The sequence below is a fragment of the Sphingomonas sp. genome, assembly GCF_035944535.1.
Taxonomy (GTDB): domain Bacteria; phylum Pseudomonadota; class Alphaproteobacteria; order Sphingomonadales; family Sphingomonadaceae; genus Sphingomonas_B.
In genome coordinates, this window is sequence record NZ_DASZBC010000007.1 from 262177 (window position 1) to 278886 (window position 16710).

Consider the following 16710-nt stretch of genomic DNA (forward strand, 5'->3'; position numbering starts at 1 on the left):
ATGGCGACCGGACCTGGCGCGGCCGACACCGCTCCCCGCGCTGCCAACCGCTACAAGACTTTCCTGCCTTGTGCGGTCGAGCAGAATGGCACCCCCAATCGTGCCCACATTCTGAATGTGTCGCTCACCGGCGCGATGATCGCGACGCCCGAAACGATGCGGCCCAGGGATTGGATTTCCCTGCAGTTCCAATCCGTTTCGTACAAGGCGGTGGTGGTCTGGGCGCGGGATCACCGGGCTGGCCTGCGCTTCAGCCTGCCCTTGCCGCAATCGACCTTGCAAAAGCTGATCGCCTGACTGCCGAGTAGGCTGCGCAAAGACCGGAGCGGCCGGCGGGCAACCGCCGCGCTCTCCGCGCTGCTCGATTGACGCCGGCCCGAAAGCCACGCAAATGCACGGAAACCCGCGCATGGGCGGTTAGCTCAGTTGGTAGAGCATCTCGTTTACACCGAGAGGGTCGGCGGTTCGAGCCCGTCACCGCCCACCACTGCGCAGCAGGCGAGACGCGCCGACATGGCGCGCACGCCGGCAAGCGCGGCCGGCCTCGCGTGAAGCGGGGACCGACGGCGCGGGCTTTTGCCCGCGCCGCCCGCCTCAAAGATCAGGCGTAAGTGACCACCGGCCGCGACCGACGCCGTGCCGCCGCGCCGATCAGGGCGAAGCCGCCGATCATCATCGCCCAGCTGGCCGGCTCCGGCACGCCCGCGGCGACATAGCCGAAGCCGCCGCCAGCCTTGGCGACCAGCGCACCGCTCGCCGAGGTGACCAGCACGGCCTCACCGGCTTGCGTGGTGGCGGTCAGTCCGGAGAATTTCGCAGTGTTGAAGAAGTCGATCGTGGCGCCTTCATCGACACTGTCGGCGTACATCCAGGCGGCGAGGGTGAAGCTTTCGCCCGCAAGCACCTCGAAGTCGAGCGTCAGCGTCGTCGGGTCCCAGGACCGCTCGATGCAGCTCACCTCTTCGACGCACAGCGACGCCATGTCCAGAATGGCGGGCGCGCTCGCGAGGGTAGCGCGGGTGTTGCCCAAGGTCGTGCCCAAGGGCGTGCCGTTATTGTAGAAGATGGGCTGGCCGGTCGGCATATCGGGAGTGCCGCCGCGGAAGAAGTCCTTGTAGTAATAGCCGCCCTGATAAAAGCCGCCTTGCGCATTGTAGGTGACGATCCGGAAGACGTCGTTTTCCACGTCGTGCGTGAGCTCGCTGGCGAGTTCGCCCGGCTGCCCGGCATTGTTGCGGAAGTTGGTGACCGTCCGCGCGTCGTTGCCCATGTTCATCTGCGTGAAGTTGCCGTTCGGCTGCTGACGCTGGAGATAGACGGTGTCATAGCCACGGCCGGGGGAAAGCGCGGCGAAACGGCCGCCATGTGCCTCTTCGTTGACGGCCGCTATCGTCCAGCCGCCGCCGCGCATGGCATAAACCTTAAAGCCATATTCAGGAGCGTCGTCGCCCATCTCGCCCTTGAAATCGGCGAGGCCGTCGACGGTGAAGGACAGGCTCATCTTGACCTTGGTGCCCGCCGGCCCTTGCGCCGTGTAGGTGTCCATCCAGGCAGAGGTCGCGGTCTGGTCCTGCAGCAGGCTGCTGCTGGAATAGACTTTGTTGACGCCATAGTCAGTCAGCACGCGGCCATTGGTCGTCGCGTCGCTGAAGGAAACCAAACGGCCCGCGACCGTGCTGACGCGATCCATTTCCGTCTCGTCGTCCTCGAGTTCGGTCGTGATGGCGCTGAGAATCTGCTTCTGCGCGTGGGCCGGCGAAGAGACGCTGACGGCCAGGATTGCAGCCGACGCGAACAGCTCGGCCCGATGAAAAGCTACCATGATTAACCCCCTGAACAAGCGACGGAAATCGAGTCGCTAACGACTCGTTAGCCATTCGAGCTTTGGGGCAGATAGGAAGAAACAGCCATTAGGCCGAATGGCCTAGCTTCTGTGTCAAATCGGCACGCAGGTGCCGGTCAGAGGCTCCGCACCAGCCGGACTGCGCGGGCCAGCCAGGGTGGATCGGCATAGACTTGCTGCCGGGCGCCGACGCCCAGTGGGAGTAGATGGATCTTCCCTTCCTCCCGCCCGAGCAGACGGCCGAAGGCGAAGCGGCCGGCGGGGCGGGGGACGAGCACGTCGCGGTTGAGGGCGCTGGTGAAGGCGTCCGGCGACAGGCGTTCGCACCAGATTTCGTCGCCCGCGCGATAGTCGCCGACCGAGGCTTCGGCGATCACCGCCACCAGTTCAGGCGCGGGCTGGGGCGCGATCACCACGCCCTCCTTGCGCGGCGCCCGGGCGCCGTCCGGTCCGATCAAGGCGGCGACCGGCAGGTCCGGCCGTTCCGGCAGCTTGACCAGATCGGCCGCCTCCACGCCCAGTGCCGCCGCGATGCGGTTCAGCCAGCCGACCGAGACGGTGCGTGTGCCGGTCTCGAGCCGGCCGATCGTCTGGGCGGTGGTGGGTGGTTTGCAGCGCCTGCCGACCTCTTCCAGCGTCAGCCCTTTGGCGCGGCGCACTTCGCGGATGGCGGTGATCATCGGGCGATCCTTGTGAAACCAAATCGGTTCACTGCTGTCCTACATCCCAGCCATTGTGGCAAGCCCCATCGCGTGGTGATTCGCGGAGGCAAGCAGATGGGCAGAGTGTTGGCGGAGCGGCGGCTGAAGGGCCCGGGCAACCGCAGCGTGACGGTGAATCTGGCTGAATCGCCGCTGGGCTGGCTCGCCTCGCGGGGCCGGATCAGCGAACGGCAGCTGATCGCGGGCGAAACGCTCCGTGCCGATTGGGAGCGAGCCGGGCTCAGCCCCAGCGTCACGATGCGCTGGGACGCCTCGCCGAGGGGCGTCAAGGGCGGGGCGCTGGCGGCGGCACCCGATCCGACCACCAGTCAGATCGACGCCAAGCGCCGCTTCGACGCGGCGATCGCCCATGTCGGCAGTGGGCTGTCAGACGTGCTGTGGCGCGTCGCCTGCGCGGGCGAGGGGCTGGCGGATGCCGAGCGCGGGCTGGGCTGGCCGGCGCGGGCAGGAAAATTGGTGCTGGGCCTCGCGCTCGACCGGCTGGCCGATTTCTACCGGATCCGCTGAACCCGCACCGCCGCTCCCGCGTTCGGATTTCCCGAACAAGGAGAGCAACATGGCCGAAGAACATCCCCGCATTGCCGCCGCCCGCGCGCATGACGACAAGGATCTGATCGAGAATATCGAGCCGACGCCCTCGCACAGCGGTGTGTCTGGCGCCGGACCGGCGGAAGCGCTTGGCTCGCTCGACGAGCTGAAGACAGCGACCGGGGACGATCCGAGCCACACGCGCCTGAAAAAGTCGATGAAGGCGGACACATTCGTGCCGACCAGGGCCGATTTCGACGGGTAGACTGCCAGATCGTCATTGCGAGCGAAGCGAAGCAATCCAGCTTGGGCGCGAGTCCCGTCTGGATCGCTTCGTCGCTGCGCTCCTCGCAATGACGAGAGGCGGACTCAGCCGCGCTTGCGGACCGTGAAGCGCGTGAGCTCCCGCTTCGGCACGTCCCATTCGGGAGCGAGTTCGCTCGCTTTCTGGTAATCGGCAAGCGCGCCGGCATAGTCGCCGCCCATTTCGCTGCTGATGCCGCGGCCATAATGCGCCAGCTCCGGGCGGCGGGTGCGCCGTTCGATCGCGGCGCCGAACAGGTCGCGGGCCTGGCGCCAGTCCTGCTTCACCTTCAGCACCAGGGCCGCCTTGTTGAGATAAGCATCGGGCTCGGCCGGATCGAGCCTGATCGCGCGGTCGTAATCGGCAGTCGCGCCGGCCCAGTCGTTCAGCCGGGCGCGGAGGATGCCGCGATTGACATAGGTCGCCACCTGATCCTCGAAGCTCAGCGCTTCCTCGGCCAGTGCCTTGTCGCAGAGCTCGACCGTGCCGGGCGACGCCCGTTCCTTGTCCGCGGCTTCGAAGCACGACCGCGCATAGCCCGATCCGATCACCAGGCTGGACGCCTCGGCGGCACCGGGCAACAGCAGCGCGGCCGCCGCAAGCGAGAGGAAAGAGCGCATTCGACCCTCCATCGCTGGACGGCGCCAGTCTATCATGATTGCTCGGCGTGCAACAGGTCGTGCCGCCTGAGCGCATGGCGCAACTGGTCATAGGTCAGCGCCAGCGCTTTCGCGGTCAGCCGCTGATTGTAGCGGCAGCGGCGCAGCGCCGCCTCCAGCAGCCGCCGCTCATGCGCTTCGCATGCCGCCTTGAAGTCGCTGCAGTCGAGATCGTCATTGGCAGGGGCAGGCGAGGCCGTTTGAACCACTTGCGGGGCCGGCGTCATCGAGCGTGCCGCATCGCCTTTCGGCCGCCAGGGTGAAGCGAAGGGATCGAACTCGATCGCGTCGATGGCCCGCCCGGCATCCTCCCAGCGATAGACGGCGCGCTCGACCACGTTGCGCAGCTCGCGGACATTACCCGGCCATTCATAGCCGACGAGAGTCTCCATCGCGGATTTGGAGAAGCCCGGCCAGCGCTCCCAGCCGAGTTCCGCCGCCATGCGCCGGCCGAAATGGTCGACGAGCACCGGCACATCCCCTTCGCGGGCGCGTAAGGGGGGGAGGGTGATCACCTCGAAGCTCAGCCGGTCGAGCAGGTCGGCGCGGAAGCGGTTCTGCTCGACCAGTGCCGGCAAATTCTCGTTGGTCGCGGCGACGATGCGCACATCGACCCGCATCGGCCGCGAGGCGCCGATCCGGGTGACTTCGCCATATTCGACCGCGCGCAACAGCCGCTCCTGCGCCGCGGCGGACAGCGTGCCGAGTTCGTCCAGGAACAGGGTGCCGCCATCGGCTTCCTCGAAGCGGCCCGGTCGCGCCTTGGTCGCGCCGGTGAAAGCGCCCGCTTCATGGCCGAACAGTTCCGCTTCGATCAGCGTTTCGGGGAGTGCCGCGCAGTTCATGATGATCAGCGGACCGTCCCAGCGCGGGCTGAGGCGGTGAAGGCGTTCGGCGACCAGCTCCTTGCCGGTGCCGCGCTCGCCGATCACCAGCACCGGGCGGTTGAGCGCGGCGGCGCGGCTGGCCCGCTCGACCGAGTCCAGAAAGGCCAGCGACTGGCCGATGAATGCCCCTTCCCGCTCCATCGCCGAAACATGGCGAAAAATGCCAAGGCTTGGCAAGCGGCAATTATCCCGAGCTAGCTTTGTCGGGCGGAAACCGCAGTTTTCCGTCACTTTTTGGAGTTGGCACGCGCCCTGCAAAGTATTTTGCGAGGCCGCTGGCAAGGCGGCGAACAGACAGGATCAAAGGAGCACGCCATGTTCTCGTTCGAAGCCAAGAAGACCTTCTCCGCCATCCTCTGCACCGTGATCTTCAGCGCCACTTGCGTGCTGAGCGCGGTCGGACCGGCAGGGGCGGTCGAGGTTCGTCCGGTTTCCGCCGTCAGCACCCCTCTCGCTTGACGGCACAACCTGCCGGGGCGCTTGGCCCCCTTGTAGCGCCCCGGCACCCTTTCAGTTTCAGGAGTTCTCCAATGGGTATTTTCAGCCGAACCAGAGACATCATCGCCGCCAACATGACCGATCTGCTGGATCGTGCCGAAGACCCCGCCAAGATGATCCGCATGATCATCCTGGAGATGGAGGAGACTTTGGTCGAAGTTCGCGCCTCCGCCGCGCGCACGATCGCCGACCAGAAGGAAATGCGCCGTCACATCGCCAAGCTCGACAAGCTGCAGGAAAGCTGGGACGAGAAGGCCGAGCTGGCGCTGTCCAAGGGCCGTGAGGACCTCGCCAAGGCGGCGCTGCTCGAAAAGCGCAAGGCGGCCGACATGGCCGACCAGCTCAAGGCCGAGATCGAAGTGCTCGACGACGCCCTGCAGGCGTCCGAGGCCGATATCGCCAAGCTGCAGAGCAAGCTGCGCGAAGCCCGCGCCCGCCAGAACACGATCATGACGCGGCTGGAAAGCGCCCACAATCGCATGAAGCTGCGCGAGGCCTATTCGGGCGCACGGGTCGAGGATGCGTTCAGCCGCTTCGAAGTGCTGGAGCGCCGCGTGGACTTGGCCGAGGGCCGCGCCGACGCGGCCGGCATGGGCGAGCCGAAGACGCTGGAAGACCAGTTCGCCGAACTGCGCTCGAGCGATCAGGTCGATGAAGAGCTGGAAGCGCTGAAGGCGCGTCTGGCCAGCCGGGGAGCGTGATCAGATGGACGAAGTCCTAATGCCCGTAATCATCTGCAGCATCCTCTTCATCGGGATGCCGTGGATCATCCTCCACTATATCACGAAGTGGAAACAGCAGACCGGCACGATCAGCCGGGAAGACGAGAATCTGCTCGAAGAGCTGTACGAAACGGCCCGCCGTCTCGACGACCGGCTGCACTCGATCGAGCGCATCATGATTGCCGAAAATCCGGAGCTCGAGGTTCGCCGCCCTTCGCCCGAACTGCCGCGCGCCGAAGTCCGCCAGATCAGGGAGAGATAAGATGGCCGAGAGCCGTACGCGTTTCTACGTCGACAAGCAGAACAAGAAGTGGCTGGGCGTCTGCGCCGGGATCGCGGACTATATGGGGTGGGATGTCACCCTGGTCCGGATCGGTATGGTGGTGATCACGCTCGCCGGTGCCTTTCCCTGGTCGGTGATCGCCTATCTCGCCGCCAACTGGGTGGCCAAGCCCAAGCCATACGGCCTTTATAGCGACAAGGAAGAAGAGCAGTTCTGGCAGGGCGTCCGCCGCTCGCCGGCGCGGACCACCCGCGAAGTGCGCGGCAAGCTGCGCGACATCGATCGCCGCCTGGCCGACGTCGAACTCTATTACACCAGCCGCAACCGCCGCCTGGCCGACGAGATCGACAGCCTGCGCTGAGCGCGGCTGAATAGGGGAGAATCGCAATGAGTTGGGGTGGACCATTATTCATCCTCGCCATTATCGGAATGTCCTTCGTCTCGTGGATCGCGACGACATGGATCAGGGCCAGGCATGGCTATCCGGTGGAAGGCGAATGGGGCGGCACGGTCGGCAAGGGCGACCTCGCCAACAAACGCAAGGTCGAGCTGCTGGAGGCCGAGAATGGCAAGCTGCACGGCCAGGTCATTCGGCTCGAGGAGCGGATCGCGGTGCTGGAACGCATCGCCACCGACCCCGCCGAGCGGACCGCGCGCGAAATCGACGCGCTGCGCTGAGGGAGGATAGCATGGACAGGCTCGCATTTTTCGAAACCATGGCGCCGGTGATCGCGCTGACAGGCTGCGCCTGCCGAACTGAGCGCCCTTGATCGAAACCAGCGGCAGGTTTGTCGAATTTGGATCGAAGCACACGCCGCTTCGCGGCGGGACAGCACCCAGACAGGAAGACGTGACATGAACCCGTTCGAAATGGTGATCGGCATCGTGCTGATCGTGACGATAGGCCGGATCATCCAGACCAAGCTTGGCAGCGGGCGCCGCTTCGGTCCTCCGGGCAGCGTGGCGGCCGACAGCGGTGAAAGCCGCCGGCTTCGGGAAGAAGTCCGCACGCTTAAGGAGCGGGTCGCGGTGCTGGAGCGGCTGATCACCGACGATCGCGGCTCCCGCGAGCTGGAGCGCGAAATCGAGGCTTTGCGGTCGCGCGACAGCTGAGCGCGTGCCGGGAGGAGAGAAAAGATGGAACCGACCGTCTATCTGCAAATGGGAATGGTGGGCCTGGCCGGCATCGGCATCATGACCGCCGGCGCGCTGCGCGGCTGGAAGGGCTGGCTGGAGCTGAAGCGTATGGAACTGCAAGCGGCTCGGCAGGAGGACACGCTGCCGGCGCCGAACATGACCTCGCGCATCGAGATAGCCGACCTGAAGGAGCGCATCCGCAAGCTCGAAGCCATTGCGGCGGGGGTGGATCTCTAGGGCTCGATCGCGTTCCCTTGGATCGTCATCGCGAGGAGCGAAGCGACGACGCGACCCACGGAAAGGTCACTGGACTGGATTGCTTCGCTGCGCTCGCAATGACGAAGTGCTACTCGGCCGCGAGCGAGCCCTTGGACTGGCGCGGTGCGGAGCGGCAAGCAATACCGAGAAGGTTACAGCGGGTGCGGAGCCCTTCCTGGGTGCGTCCCATCAGCCGGGCTATATCCACCAGATACTCGCCCGCCTCGCAGCGGCGGCGCAGCTCCGCATCCTCTTCAGGCGTCCACCGTGCATGCTTTTTCGGCAGTGATCGCACCATGATCTCCTTGATAGGCCCGATGCTACCAGCTGCCGATTAAGCTTCGCTTAACCTTCGTTGCTGCTGCGGAACGATCCTTGCAGAGTCAGCAATTGCCCTTACGGCCATCGGCGCAGTCGCCAACCGACTCGACGTCGTTTGCAGCGCCGCGCAGCGTGTTCCAGCCTGACAGAGTAAGGCCACCGGCAACGGCCAGGATCACGAAAAGCTTTTTCATCATCGTCTCCATTCGCCTCCCGAGCAGCCTATCGCTGCAGGGGCGGGGCAGCGAAACATCCGCGTTGGCGAGCCGGTTCCGGAAGCGGCGCTAGTCCGCGCGGGCAGCAGGCCAAAGCGACAGGAGCAGGCCGCCAAGCAGCAGCGACGCCATTGTTCCATTGACGTAGAGTGGCACCTGGGAACTGCCGGTGCGTTCGACCGCATAGGCGGCGATGACTAGGCGTCGGGCCGCGAACTCCAGCGTGAACAGCAGGAAGACGAGCGGCGTCATCGCGCGGTAGCGGACCAGCGCCAGCACACCGATCAGGGCGAGCGCGATCTGGGCGACGGCATTGGCTGCAAACAGCATCAGCACGCTGTTCGCCGCTTCCGGTCCGTAGCGGTCGAGCGGGAAACCGTCGGCGCCCGCTGCGACCTGCCTGGTGTTCAGCACCGAGTTGATCCCGATCAGCAGCTTCAGCGCAACCAGCAGCGCGAGCAGCCACAAAGCGGCGCGCTTGCCGGAAAAGCGGTTGTCAATCAGGCGCGGGAAAAGCCGTTCCATCATCGACTTTGCTCCTTGTCTTCGTCGCCCGGAACGTGGCGCAATATGTCGGCGGGCTGACAGGCCAGCGCTTCGCAGATGGCATCAAGCGTCGAAAAGCGGATCGCGCGGGCCTTGCCGGTCTTGAGGATGGAGAGGTTGGCGAGCGTGATGTCGACCCGTTCGGCGAGCTGGCTGAGCGTCATGCGGCGATCGTGCAGCACATCGTCCAGTGTGACCTTGATCGCCATGATCAGATCGTCGCCTCCAGATCCTCGCGCATCAGAGCCCCTTCCGCAAACACCCGGGCGAGGATGAAGGTGAGGAGCACCGCCAGGCATCCCGCGATCGAGGGTCCCGCGTCGATGTCGATCGGGTGGCCCGGTCTCGACAGGCTCTCGGCGATGGCGGCAATGACGAGACCGATAATCTCCAGGCTCAGCAGGGCCCAGGCGATTGCCTGCAACCGGCGGGCGTTTGGGCGCACGAACGGATCGCCGCGACGGACGGTATCGACCATGGCCAGCATGCGGGTCAGCAGGAAATGATTGATCGGGACCCCGATCAGCCCAATGCCGGCAATAATGTAGAGCCCGAAGACGATCCGATCCGCTTCGGCGCCCGGCTGCAGTTCGAGCGCGGACATGATCCAGCGTTCCGCCGGCATCACCATGACCAGCACGATCATCGCCGCCGCAATCAGCCAGTTCAGCACGACCAGGATGCGCAGCAAAACATAGGCGACCGGCAAGGCTGCGGAATAGTGACCCGACACGACGTCCTCCCCAAAATATTATCGAATATCGATATCATCTATGCTGAAGATCAGCAAGAGATTTATCGATTTTCGATGTGTACGGGAGTCAGGCAGCTCTCAATCGGGTTAGGAAGTCGCCGGCCGCCGCAGTCAGGCTGCGGCTTTGCGCGTCCAGGGTGCCGGCAAGCGCCCGCATCGATTCGGTGAGTTCGTCGGTCTGCCGGGCGCGGTCGGCGAGCTGGGCGATGTTGGTTTGAACGTCTTCCGCGTCCTCGGCGGCAGCGGCCACGTTTTGGCCGATATGATCGGATGCCTGGCGCTGCTGGGTCACCGCCTCGGCGATCGCGGCGGCGCCTTCGCGCACCGACTCGACTTCCGCCGAAGATTTGTCGACCGCGGCGAGCGCTCCGGCGACGCGCTCGCGGATCGCGGCAGCGGTGGCGCCGATGCGGCTGATCGCGGCGCCGGTCTGGGTGGCGAGGCTCTTCACCTCCTGCGCGACCACAGCAAAGCCGCGACCCGCCTCACCGGCGCGAGCGGCTTCTATGGTTGCGTTCAGCGCCAGGAGATTGGTGTTGGCGGCGATGTCTTGGATCAGGGTCGCGACGCTGGCGATGTCTTCGGCGCTGACGGCAAGCTCGTTGAGCGCATGACGCGTCTCTTCGGCCGACCGGCGCGCGGTGCCGCTGGCCTTGACCTGATCGGAAACGCGGGCCGAGACATGGCCGACTGCTGCGACCATCTGTTCGGACGCCGCGGCGACGCTCGCGACGGCGCGGCTGGCGCTGGTGGCGCGATCCGACACGGTGACCGCCTTGGCACTCGCTTCGCGGCCGATATCGTGCAGCGTGCCCGATGATGTCTGAAGCTGCCCGACGGCCTCGCCCAGGCTGCGGACGACGGCCAGCACGCTCGCTTCGAACTGGGTGCCGAGGCGCAGCAGCTCCTCACGGTGGCGCGCCTGTTCGAGCGCACGAGCACGGTCGCGTTCGGCTTCGAGCGCGCGCTGCTCGTCAGCGCGGCGCTCAAGTTCGCGACGCTGGCGCTCGCGCTCGAGTTGCTCCGCTCGGCGCAGTTCCTCAGACGATGTCAGCTGGCCGACGAACAGGTTGGCGAGGTCGAAAAAGACGCGGACCAGCATGAACACGTAAACCGCGGTCCCGAAGTACAGCGCCGCAGGAATATGGATCGGCTGCATGGCAAAGGCGAAGGCCACAGCCGCGCCCATCACGCCGGTGTAGAGCAGGGCAGCGACCGGCAGCATGGCCAGGATCAGACCGCCGACGCACATCGCGGCAATGAGGATCGAGAAGAGGTAGATCCGGTCAGCTTCGCTGGCGGTGAGCAGCGGCAGAACCATCATCACCGACCAGACCACGCCGGTGATGAACGAATAGATGTGGAGGACGCGCCTTTGCTGAACCGGGCTATGATGGCGCACCCGGCAGAACGGCATGTGCGGCAGGTAAAATAGGCTGCTGACCGTCAGTCCGATGAGCGCCGCGCAGCTGGCGAGCAGCGGCACATTATGGTCGATGTCGATGAAGATCCACGCCAGCATGATGGCCGACAGGATGTTTATCGGGACCGCCTGCCTGAGCTGTTTGGCGACTTCGCGCACCTGCGCATCGACAATCTCCGGCCCGACCTGGAAGCTGCGCGTCACGCGGCGCCGCTCGGCGCGCAGGCCGAGGCGAAGCCGTAGCAGCAGTGAGGTCAGGTAAGTGCGCGCGCTCATGCCGGCAGCTTCTATGACCTGGATTGGTTAAGGGCGCGTCAACGGTTTGCGTGCGGACGGCGCCCTCCCTATTTGCAGGCTCAAACAAGGACTCCTGCGCCGATGACGACTCACAAGACCCGCATGCTGATCTTGGGCTCAGGCCCCGCTGGCCTGTCCGCCGCCATTTACGGCGCGCGCGCGGGGCTGAAGCCGATCGTGGTGCAAGGCATCCAGCCGGGCGGCCAGCTGATGACGACCACGGACGTCGAGAATTATCCGGGCTTTGCGGACGTGATCCAGGGCCCCTGGCTGATGGAGCAGATGCAGAAGCAGGCCGAGCATGTCGGCACGACGATGATGTACGACATCATCACGGGCGTCGACCTGTCGCGCCGGCCGTTCCGGCTTACCGGCGACAGCGGCGATGTCTATGAAGGCGAGACTTTGGTGATCGCGACCGGCGCCCAGGCGAAATGGCTGGGCCTCGACAGCGAGAAGACGCTGGCCGGCAAGGGTGTGTCGGCCTGCGCCACCTGCGACGGCTTCTTCTATCGCGGGAAGAAAGTGGTGGTGATCGGCGGCGGCAACACCGCGGTCGAGGAAGCGCTGTACATGACCAATCACTCGCCGGACGTGACTCTGATCCACCGGCGGGACTCGCTGCGCGCCGAGAAAATCCTGCAGGAGCGGCTGTTCGACAATGAGCGCATCTCGGTCTTGTGGAACAAGCAGGTCGAGCGGTTCGTGGCCGGCGGCTCGCCCGAAGGTCTGGTCGGCGTGGACCTTAAGGACACGGTGACGGGCGCTCACAGCCATGTCGCCTGCGACGGCGCTTTCGTGGCGATCGGCCATTCGCCCTCGACCGAGCTGTTCGCCGGCGCGCTGGCGCTGGACGAGGGCTATATCACGGTCGAGCCGGGCACTTCGCGCACCGCGATCCCGGGCGTGTTCGCTTGCGGCGACGTGATGGACAAGCATTACCGCCAGGCGGTGACCGCAGCCGGCACCGGCTGCATGGCCGCGCTCGATGCTGAGCGGTTTCTGGCGGAAGCGGAGTTCGCCGAGAAGAAGGCGGCGGCTGCTTAGCTCATATCCGTCATCTCGAACTTGTTTCGGGATAAGGCTGCAGTCACGCGGCGTTAGAGCGGACCCTCAAGCATCGGTCCGGTGGAAAGCTTATCCCGAAACGAGTTCGGGATGACGGTGATTCATTGCACCTTGCGATCGAGATAAGTGACCAGCGCGCCGAAGCTGCTCAGCATTTCGCCGTCCACTTCATCGTCTTCGATGACAATGCCGAGCCGGTCCTCGATCTCGGTCAACAGGCCGGCGACGGCCATAGAGTCGAGCTCGGGCAGCGAGCCGAACAGGCCGGTCTCCGCCTGGAACGTCGCAGCGCGTTCCGGGGCTATACCGAGCACATCCACCAGCACGGCGCGCACGGTGCGTTCGACCGTTTCGTGATATTCCGGGACCATGGCTCGCCGCGCTAGTCGAGCGGCGGGCGGCGGACAAGGGCCGCGGCGCGGGCGGCGAGCGCCGGCGCCCAGGCGGCGGGTCTTCGCGGGTTGAACAGGTCGAGGCGGCGGAGCACGCGGCGATCGTCCGCCCAATCGGCGAGATCGGCCTCCCGCCCATTGCCAAAATCGATATGCTGGGCGTGATCGACATTGATCGCATAACGCAGCATCGATGAAGTCAGCTGGTCGGAGGGAAAGAGGTGCTTCGCCTCCCGGTCCTCCGCGCGCCAATGGGCAAAGGCCTGGCCGTTCTCGACCGTCCAGAGCTGCGCGGCAACCGGCGCGTCGCCGACCCGCGCGATGCCGAGGCGCAAGGTGCGGTCGAGCGTCGCGTCCTGGCCGAGATCGCGCAGAAAGGCGTCGGTGCCGCCGAGCAGCTCGACTTCTTCCCAGAGGCGCGGGGTGACCAGATCCGCAATCTCGACATGGAGGCGGCGCGCGCCGGCCGCTATGCGTTCGTGGAGCCGGGCCGAGCAGGTCTCCCACACGTCCTCGAAATGACGGTCGCGTACCTCCAGCGTGAAGTTGGCAGGACCGGGCCGCTCCGCCACCGTCCAGCCGCCCCGCCTGAAACCAAAAGCGAGCAGCGCGGCATGTTCGGGCAGCATCGGCTCGAGCGTCAGCCGTGCCAGGCCGAACAGGCGCAGCCGGCGCGCGGCGGCGCGGACCAGCGCGCGCTTCAGCGCCTCATCGGGGTCGCCGAGGAAGATCGGCTGGAAGCGCGCGAAATGCGGGCCGGGCGTGGCGGTGGCGCGGTCGGGCCTTGTGCGGCCGAGGAACAGCCAGGCTTCCGCCGAACCGGCGCGGGCGCGGGCGATCAGCGGCCGCTCGCCAGGTGCGGCATGGTCCCAGACGCGCTTGAACCAGTCGAGCCGGGCAAAAGGCTCGGGCGCGGAGGACAGCCGGCCGCGCGCGGCGAGCTCGGCTGCCCGCATCGAGTCGAAATATTCCCCGGTGACCCACAAGGCGCTAGTTCCCCCGCTCGGCTCACGTTTGGACGGGGAAGGGCGGCGGTTGCAAGAGTTTGGCGCCCAAGTGCGGCGGATCGACGCGCTGACCCGCTGCGGGGCGCCCGACGCGCCAGCGCTGATCGCCGGCGGCGAGACGCTGACCTATGCCGAACTGGAGGCGCGGGTGGCGGCGCTTGGCGCCTGGCTGCAGGAACAGGGCGTCGCGCCCGGCGACCGGGTGGCGACCTGGCTGCCCAAGACGGTGACGGCTTGCCTGATGCCGCTCGCCGCGCCGCGCATCGGGGCGGTGCATGTGCCGGTCAATCCGGCGCTGAAGCGGGCGCAGGTGGGGTATATATTGGACGACAGCGGTGCCCGCTTGCTGGTGACGCAAGCGGCGCGGGCTGGGACGCTGGGGGCGGGGGATGTACCCGGCGGGTGTGAGATTCTCCTCGATCCTCCCCGGGACGGGGAGGGGGACCGCCGCGAAGCGGTGGTGGAGGGGGGCTGGACACAAATACCCGCGACGGCCCCCCTCCACCAGCCTGTGGCTGGTCCCCCTCCCCGTCCCGGGGAGGATTTGTGCGCCCTGCTCTACACCTCCGGTTCCACGGGTCGGCCTAAGGGCGTGATGCTGTCCCATGCCAATCTGTGGCTTGGGGCGGTGGCGGTCGCGGATTATCTGAAGCTCACGCCCGGCGACCGCACGCTGTGCGTGCTGCCGCTGGCCTTCGACTATGGGCAGAACCAGCTGCTTTCGACCTGGGCAGCGGGCGGGTGTGCGGTGGCGTTCGACTATCTGCTGCCGCGCGATGTTGTGAAGGCAGTGGAGAGATACGGCATTACGACGCTCGCGGGCGTGCCGCCGCTCTGGGTGCAGCTGGCGGAGGCGGATTGGCCGGCCGCGACCACGCTCAGGCGGCTGACGAATAGCGGCGGCGCCTTGACGGAGCCGCTGGTGCGCAAGCTGCGGGCGCTGTTTCCCGCCGCCGACCTCCATGCCATGTACGGGCTAACCGAGGCGTTCCGGTCCACCTATCTCGATCCGGAGCTGATCGACGCGCATCCGACGGCGATCGGCACCGCTATTCCGCATGCCGAGATTCTGGTCGTGCGGCCGGATGGGTCTCTGTGTGAGCCCGAGGAGCCGGGAGAGCTTGTGCATTGCGGGCCGCTGGTGGCGCAGGGCTATTGGTGCGATCCAGAGCGGACGGCGGAGCGGTTCCGGCCGGCGCCGGCGGACTCGCATTATGGCGGCATGGCGGTCTGGTCGGGCGACACGGTCGTGCGCGGGGCGGACGGGTTGCTCCGCTTCATCGGGCGCGCGGACGAGATGATCAAGACGTCCGGCAATCGGGTCAGCCCGACCGAGATCGAGGAGGCGGTGGCTGGAACCGGACTCGTCGCCGAGGCGGCGGCGTTCGGGCTTGCCGACGACAAGCTCGGCCAGGCAATTCTGTTGGTTGCACCGGGCGACGGAAAGGCGGAGGGGGAGTTGCGTATGGCGCTGAAACGCGAGCTTCCCGGCTTCATGCAGCCGGCGCGGATCGTCTGGCTCGACGAACTGCCGCGCTCGCCCAACGGAAAGATCGATCGGGCGGCGCTGAAGGCGCAGTTCGCGTGAAGCCGACCGGGCCGATCCCCGCGGACTTCGTGCCGGCGAGAGGACAGCTGCTGATCGGGGGCGCACGGGCGGAGGCGCTGGTCGCGCGGGCGGGCGATACGCCATTGTTCGTCTATGACATGGCGGTGGTGGAGCGGCGCGTGGCGCGCTTCCGGGCGGCGTTCCCGAGCATCGATCTTCATTATGCGCTGAAGGCGAACCCGTTCGTCGAGCTGGTCAAGCGGATCGCGCCGATGGTGGACGGCGTCGACATTGCGTCGATGGGCGAGGCCTGGGTGGCGTTGGGCGCCGGCGTGACGCCCGACTGCCTGTCCTTTGCCGGCCCCGGCAAGCGGGACAGCGAGTTGGAAGTGGCGATCGGGCAGGGCGTGCCGATCAACCTCGAGTCCGAAGGCGAGGCGGAACGGGTGCTGGCGATCGGAAACAGGCTCGGCAGGACGCCGAAGCTGGCGGTGCGGGTCAATCCTGACTTCGAGTTGCGCGGGTCCGGCATGCGCATGGGCGGCGGCGCCAAGCCGTTCGGAGTGGACGCCGAACGCGTGCCGGCGCTGGTGCGGCGCATCGTCGAAGCTGGCGCGGAGTTTCGTGGTTTCCACATCTTTGCCGGCTCGCAGTCGCTCGACACGGAAGCGATCATCGAGGCGCAGGCGGCGACGATCGCGCTGGCCGCGCGGTTGTCCGAAGCGGCGGGAGTCGAGCCGAAGCGGCTGAACCTGGGTGGCGGCTTCGGCATCCCGCATTTCGGCGGCGAGGCGCCGCTCGACGTGGAGCGGATCGGCGCGGCGCTTGAGGCCGGCTATGCCGGGCGGCCGGCCGTGCTGCGGGAGACCGGCTTCTGCCTGGAGCTCGGGCGGTGGCTGGTCGGCGAGTGCGGTGTCTATCTGACGCGGATCGTCGACCGGAAGGAAAGCGGCGGCCAGACCTTTTTGATCGTCGATGGCGGGCTGCATCACCAGCTCGCCGCATCGGGCAATTTCGGGACGGTGGTCCGGCGCAATTATCCGATCGCCGTGGCGGAGAAGTTCGGCGCCGAGCCGGACGAGACGGTGAATGTCTGCGGTTGCCTGTGCACCCCACTCGACCGTTTAGGCGATCAGGTGGCGCTGCCGCGCGCCGGAGTGGGCGACCTGATCGCGATCTTCCTCGCCGGAGCCTATGGCGCGAGTGCGAGCCCATCGGCCTTTCTCGGCCATGGCCCGGCGCGGGAACTGGTGGTCTAGCCGCGGATTAGGCGAGCGATCTCAAGGTTATGACCTGA

At 66.4% G+C, this 16710-nt stretch carries 24 protein-coding genes, 1 tRNA gene and 1 pseudogene; 14 read left to right on the forward strand and 12 right to left on the reverse strand.

Going from position 1 to position 16710, the window contains the following annotated elements:
- Complete coding sequence (locus VGT77_RS08190; RefSeq protein ID WP_327461373.1) at nucleotides 1–297, forward strand: PilZ domain-containing protein; 297 nt, start codon at nucleotides 1–3, stop codon at nucleotides 295–297.
- Between the two features lie 114 nt (nucleotides 298–411).
- Nucleotides 412–487 (forward strand) — tRNA-Val (locus VGT77_RS08195).
- A gap of 114 nt (nucleotides 488–601) precedes the next feature.
- Here the strand turns inward: VGT77_RS08195 and VGT77_RS15615 are convergent.
- Both VGT77_RS15615 and VGT77_RS08205 read right to left on the reverse strand, forming a co-directional pair.
- Nucleotides 602–706 (reverse strand): annotated as a pseudogene (locus VGT77_RS15615) (PEPxxWA-CTERM sorting domain-containing protein); the annotation flags it as partial.
- A 1253-nt stretch (nucleotides 707–1959) separates the two neighbouring features.
- Nucleotides 1960–2523 (reverse strand): helix-turn-helix transcriptional regulator, encoded by a 564-nt coding sequence (locus VGT77_RS08205; RefSeq protein ID WP_327461377.1) that lies wholly within the window; start codon nucleotides 2521–2523, stop codon nucleotides 1960–1962.
- Between the two features lie 96 nt (nucleotides 2524–2619).
- Between VGT77_RS08205 and VGT77_RS08210 the strand changes: the two genes are divergently transcribed.
- Both VGT77_RS08210 and VGT77_RS08215 read left to right on the forward strand, forming a co-directional pair.
- Nucleotides 2620–3072, forward strand: coding sequence for a DUF6456 domain-containing protein (locus VGT77_RS08210; protein WP_327461379.1), 453 nt, complete (start codon nucleotides 2620–2622; stop codon nucleotides 3070–3072).
- A gap of 49 nt (nucleotides 3073–3121) precedes the next feature.
- Nucleotides 3122–3358 (forward strand): hypothetical protein, encoded by a 237-nt coding sequence (locus VGT77_RS08215; protein ID WP_327461381.1) that lies wholly within the window; start codon nucleotides 3122–3124, stop codon nucleotides 3356–3358.
- A 104-nt stretch (nucleotides 3359–3462) separates the two neighbouring features.
- On the opposite strand, the gene VGT77_RS08220 is transcribed toward VGT77_RS08215, so the two are convergent.
- Both VGT77_RS08220 and pspF read right to left on the reverse strand, forming a co-directional pair.
- Nucleotides 3463–4017, reverse strand: coding sequence for a tetratricopeptide repeat protein (locus tag VGT77_RS08220; protein WP_327461383.1), 555 nt, complete (start codon nucleotides 4015–4017; stop codon nucleotides 3463–3465).
- A 32-nt stretch (nucleotides 4018–4049) separates the two neighbouring features.
- Nucleotides 4050–5084 (reverse strand): phage shock protein operon transcriptional activator, encoded by a 1035-nt coding sequence (gene pspF / locus VGT77_RS08225; RefSeq protein WP_327461385.1) that lies wholly within the window; start codon nucleotides 5082–5084, stop codon nucleotides 4050–4052.
- Nucleotides 5085–5258: 174 nt separating this feature from the next.
- Here pspF and VGT77_RS08230 point away from each other — a divergent pair, with 174 nt between their 5' ends.
- The 7 genes from VGT77_RS08230 (at nucleotide 5259) to VGT77_RS08260 (ending at nucleotide 7820) form a co-directional block, all read left to right on the forward strand.
- Nucleotides 5259–5402: a hypothetical protein gene (locus VGT77_RS08230; protein WP_327461387.1), complete on the forward strand. Its 144-nt coding sequence runs from the start codon at nucleotides 5259–5261 to the stop codon at nucleotides 5400–5402.
- Nucleotides 5403–5473: 71 nt separating this feature from the next.
- Nucleotides 5474–6142: a phage shock protein PspA gene (gene pspA, locus VGT77_RS08235; RefSeq protein ID WP_327461389.1), complete on the forward strand. Its 669-nt coding sequence runs from the start codon at nucleotides 5474–5476 to the stop codon at nucleotides 6140–6142.
- 4 nt (nucleotides 6143–6146) lie between these two features.
- The gene (gene pspB, locus VGT77_RS08240; protein ID WP_327461392.1) at nucleotides 6147–6425 is read left to right on the forward strand and encodes an envelope stress response membrane protein PspB; all 279 of its coding nucleotides are present in this window, start codon (nucleotides 6147–6149) and stop codon (nucleotides 6423–6425) included.
- A gap of 1 nt (nucleotide 6426) precedes the next feature.
- The gene (gene pspC, locus VGT77_RS08245) at nucleotides 6427–6807 is read left to right on the forward strand and encodes an envelope stress response membrane protein PspC (RefSeq protein ID WP_327461394.1); all 381 of its coding nucleotides are present in this window, start codon (nucleotides 6427–6429) and stop codon (nucleotides 6805–6807) included.
- Nucleotides 6808–6833: 26 nt separating this feature from the next.
- On the forward strand, nucleotides 6834–7124 hold the full coding sequence (locus VGT77_RS08250) for a hypothetical protein (RefSeq protein ID WP_327461396.1): 291 nt from the start codon (nucleotides 6834–6836) through the stop codon (nucleotides 7122–7124).
- Between the two features lie 177 nt (nucleotides 7125–7301).
- On the forward strand, nucleotides 7302–7559 hold the full coding sequence (locus VGT77_RS08255; protein ID WP_327461398.1) for a hypothetical protein: 258 nt from the start codon (nucleotides 7302–7304) through the stop codon (nucleotides 7557–7559).
- A 24-nt stretch (nucleotides 7560–7583) separates the two neighbouring features.
- Nucleotides 7584–7820: a hypothetical protein gene (locus VGT77_RS08260; protein WP_327461400.1), complete on the forward strand. Its 237-nt coding sequence runs from the start codon at nucleotides 7584–7586 to the stop codon at nucleotides 7818–7820.
- A gap of 109 nt (nucleotides 7821–7929) precedes the next feature.
- Here the strand turns inward: VGT77_RS08260 and VGT77_RS08265 are convergent, their stop codons facing one another.
- The 6 genes from VGT77_RS08265 to VGT77_RS08290 all read right to left on the reverse strand — a co-directional run bounded on the left by VGT77_RS08265 (nucleotide 7930) and on the right by VGT77_RS08290 (nucleotide 11376).
- Nucleotides 7930–8139, reverse strand: coding sequence for a hypothetical protein (locus VGT77_RS08265; protein ID WP_327461402.1), 210 nt, complete (start codon nucleotides 8137–8139; stop codon nucleotides 7930–7932).
- Between the two features lie 85 nt (nucleotides 8140–8224).
- Nucleotides 8225–8356: an Entericidin EcnA/B family protein gene (locus tag VGT77_RS08270; RefSeq protein WP_327461404.1), complete on the reverse strand. Its 132-nt coding sequence runs from the start codon at nucleotides 8354–8356 to the stop codon at nucleotides 8225–8227.
- 90 nt (nucleotides 8357–8446) lie between these two features.
- Complete coding sequence (locus tag VGT77_RS08275) at nucleotides 8447–8905, reverse strand: hypothetical protein (protein WP_327461405.1); 459 nt, start codon at nucleotides 8903–8905, stop codon at nucleotides 8447–8449.
- On the reverse strand, nucleotides 8902–9132 hold the full coding sequence (locus VGT77_RS08280) for a helix-turn-helix transcriptional regulator (protein WP_327461407.1): 231 nt from the start codon (nucleotides 9130–9132) through the stop codon (nucleotides 8902–8904). The genes VGT77_RS08275 and VGT77_RS08280 overlap by 4 nt, the downstream gene beginning before the upstream one ends.
- Nucleotides 9133–9134: 2 nt before the next feature.
- On the reverse strand, nucleotides 9135–9656 hold the full coding sequence (locus VGT77_RS08285) for a DUF2975 domain-containing protein (RefSeq protein WP_327461410.1): 522 nt from the start codon (nucleotides 9654–9656) through the stop codon (nucleotides 9135–9137).
- Between the two features lie 88 nt (nucleotides 9657–9744).
- Nucleotides 9745–11376: a methyl-accepting chemotaxis protein gene (locus VGT77_RS08290; RefSeq protein WP_327461412.1), complete on the reverse strand. Its 1632-nt coding sequence runs from the start codon at nucleotides 11374–11376 to the stop codon at nucleotides 9745–9747.
- Nucleotides 11377–11478: 102 nt separating this feature from the next.
- On the opposite strand from VGT77_RS08290, the gene trxB reads away from it, so the two are divergent.
- Nucleotides 11479–12444: a thioredoxin-disulfide reductase gene (trxB, locus tag VGT77_RS08295; protein ID WP_327461414.1), complete on the forward strand. Its 966-nt coding sequence runs from the start codon at nucleotides 11479–11481 to the stop codon at nucleotides 12442–12444.
- 122 nt (nucleotides 12445–12566) lie between these two features.
- Here trxB and VGT77_RS08300 read toward each other — a convergent pair whose 3' ends face one another.
- Nucleotides 12567–12836 carry an acyl carrier protein gene (locus VGT77_RS08300; protein ID WP_327461416.1) on the reverse strand — a complete coding sequence of 90 codons (270 nt, stop codon included), beginning with the start codon at nucleotides 12834–12836 and terminating at the stop codon, nucleotides 12567–12569.
- 11 nt (nucleotides 12837–12847) lie between these two features.
- Nucleotides 12848–13843 (reverse strand): GNAT family N-acetyltransferase, encoded by a 996-nt coding sequence (locus VGT77_RS08305; protein ID WP_327461418.1) that lies wholly within the window; start codon nucleotides 13841–13843, stop codon nucleotides 12848–12850.
- Nucleotides 13844–13892: 49 nt separating this feature from the next.
- Here VGT77_RS08305 and VGT77_RS08310 point away from each other — a divergent pair, with 49 nt between their 5' ends.
- Both VGT77_RS08310 and VGT77_RS08315 read left to right on the forward strand, forming a co-directional pair.
- Complete coding sequence (locus VGT77_RS08310; RefSeq protein WP_327461420.1) at nucleotides 13893–15452, forward strand: acyl-CoA ligase (AMP-forming), exosortase A system-associated; 1560 nt, start codon at nucleotides 13893–13895, stop codon at nucleotides 15450–15452.
- Entirely contained in the window at nucleotides 15449–16672 is a 1224-nt protein-coding gene (locus tag VGT77_RS08315) for a pyridoxal-dependent decarboxylase, exosortase A system-associated (RefSeq protein ID WP_327461422.1), read from the forward strand. The genes VGT77_RS08310 and VGT77_RS08315 overlap by 4 nt, the downstream gene beginning before the upstream one ends.
- Nucleotides 16673–16710: the final 38 nt, after the last annotated feature.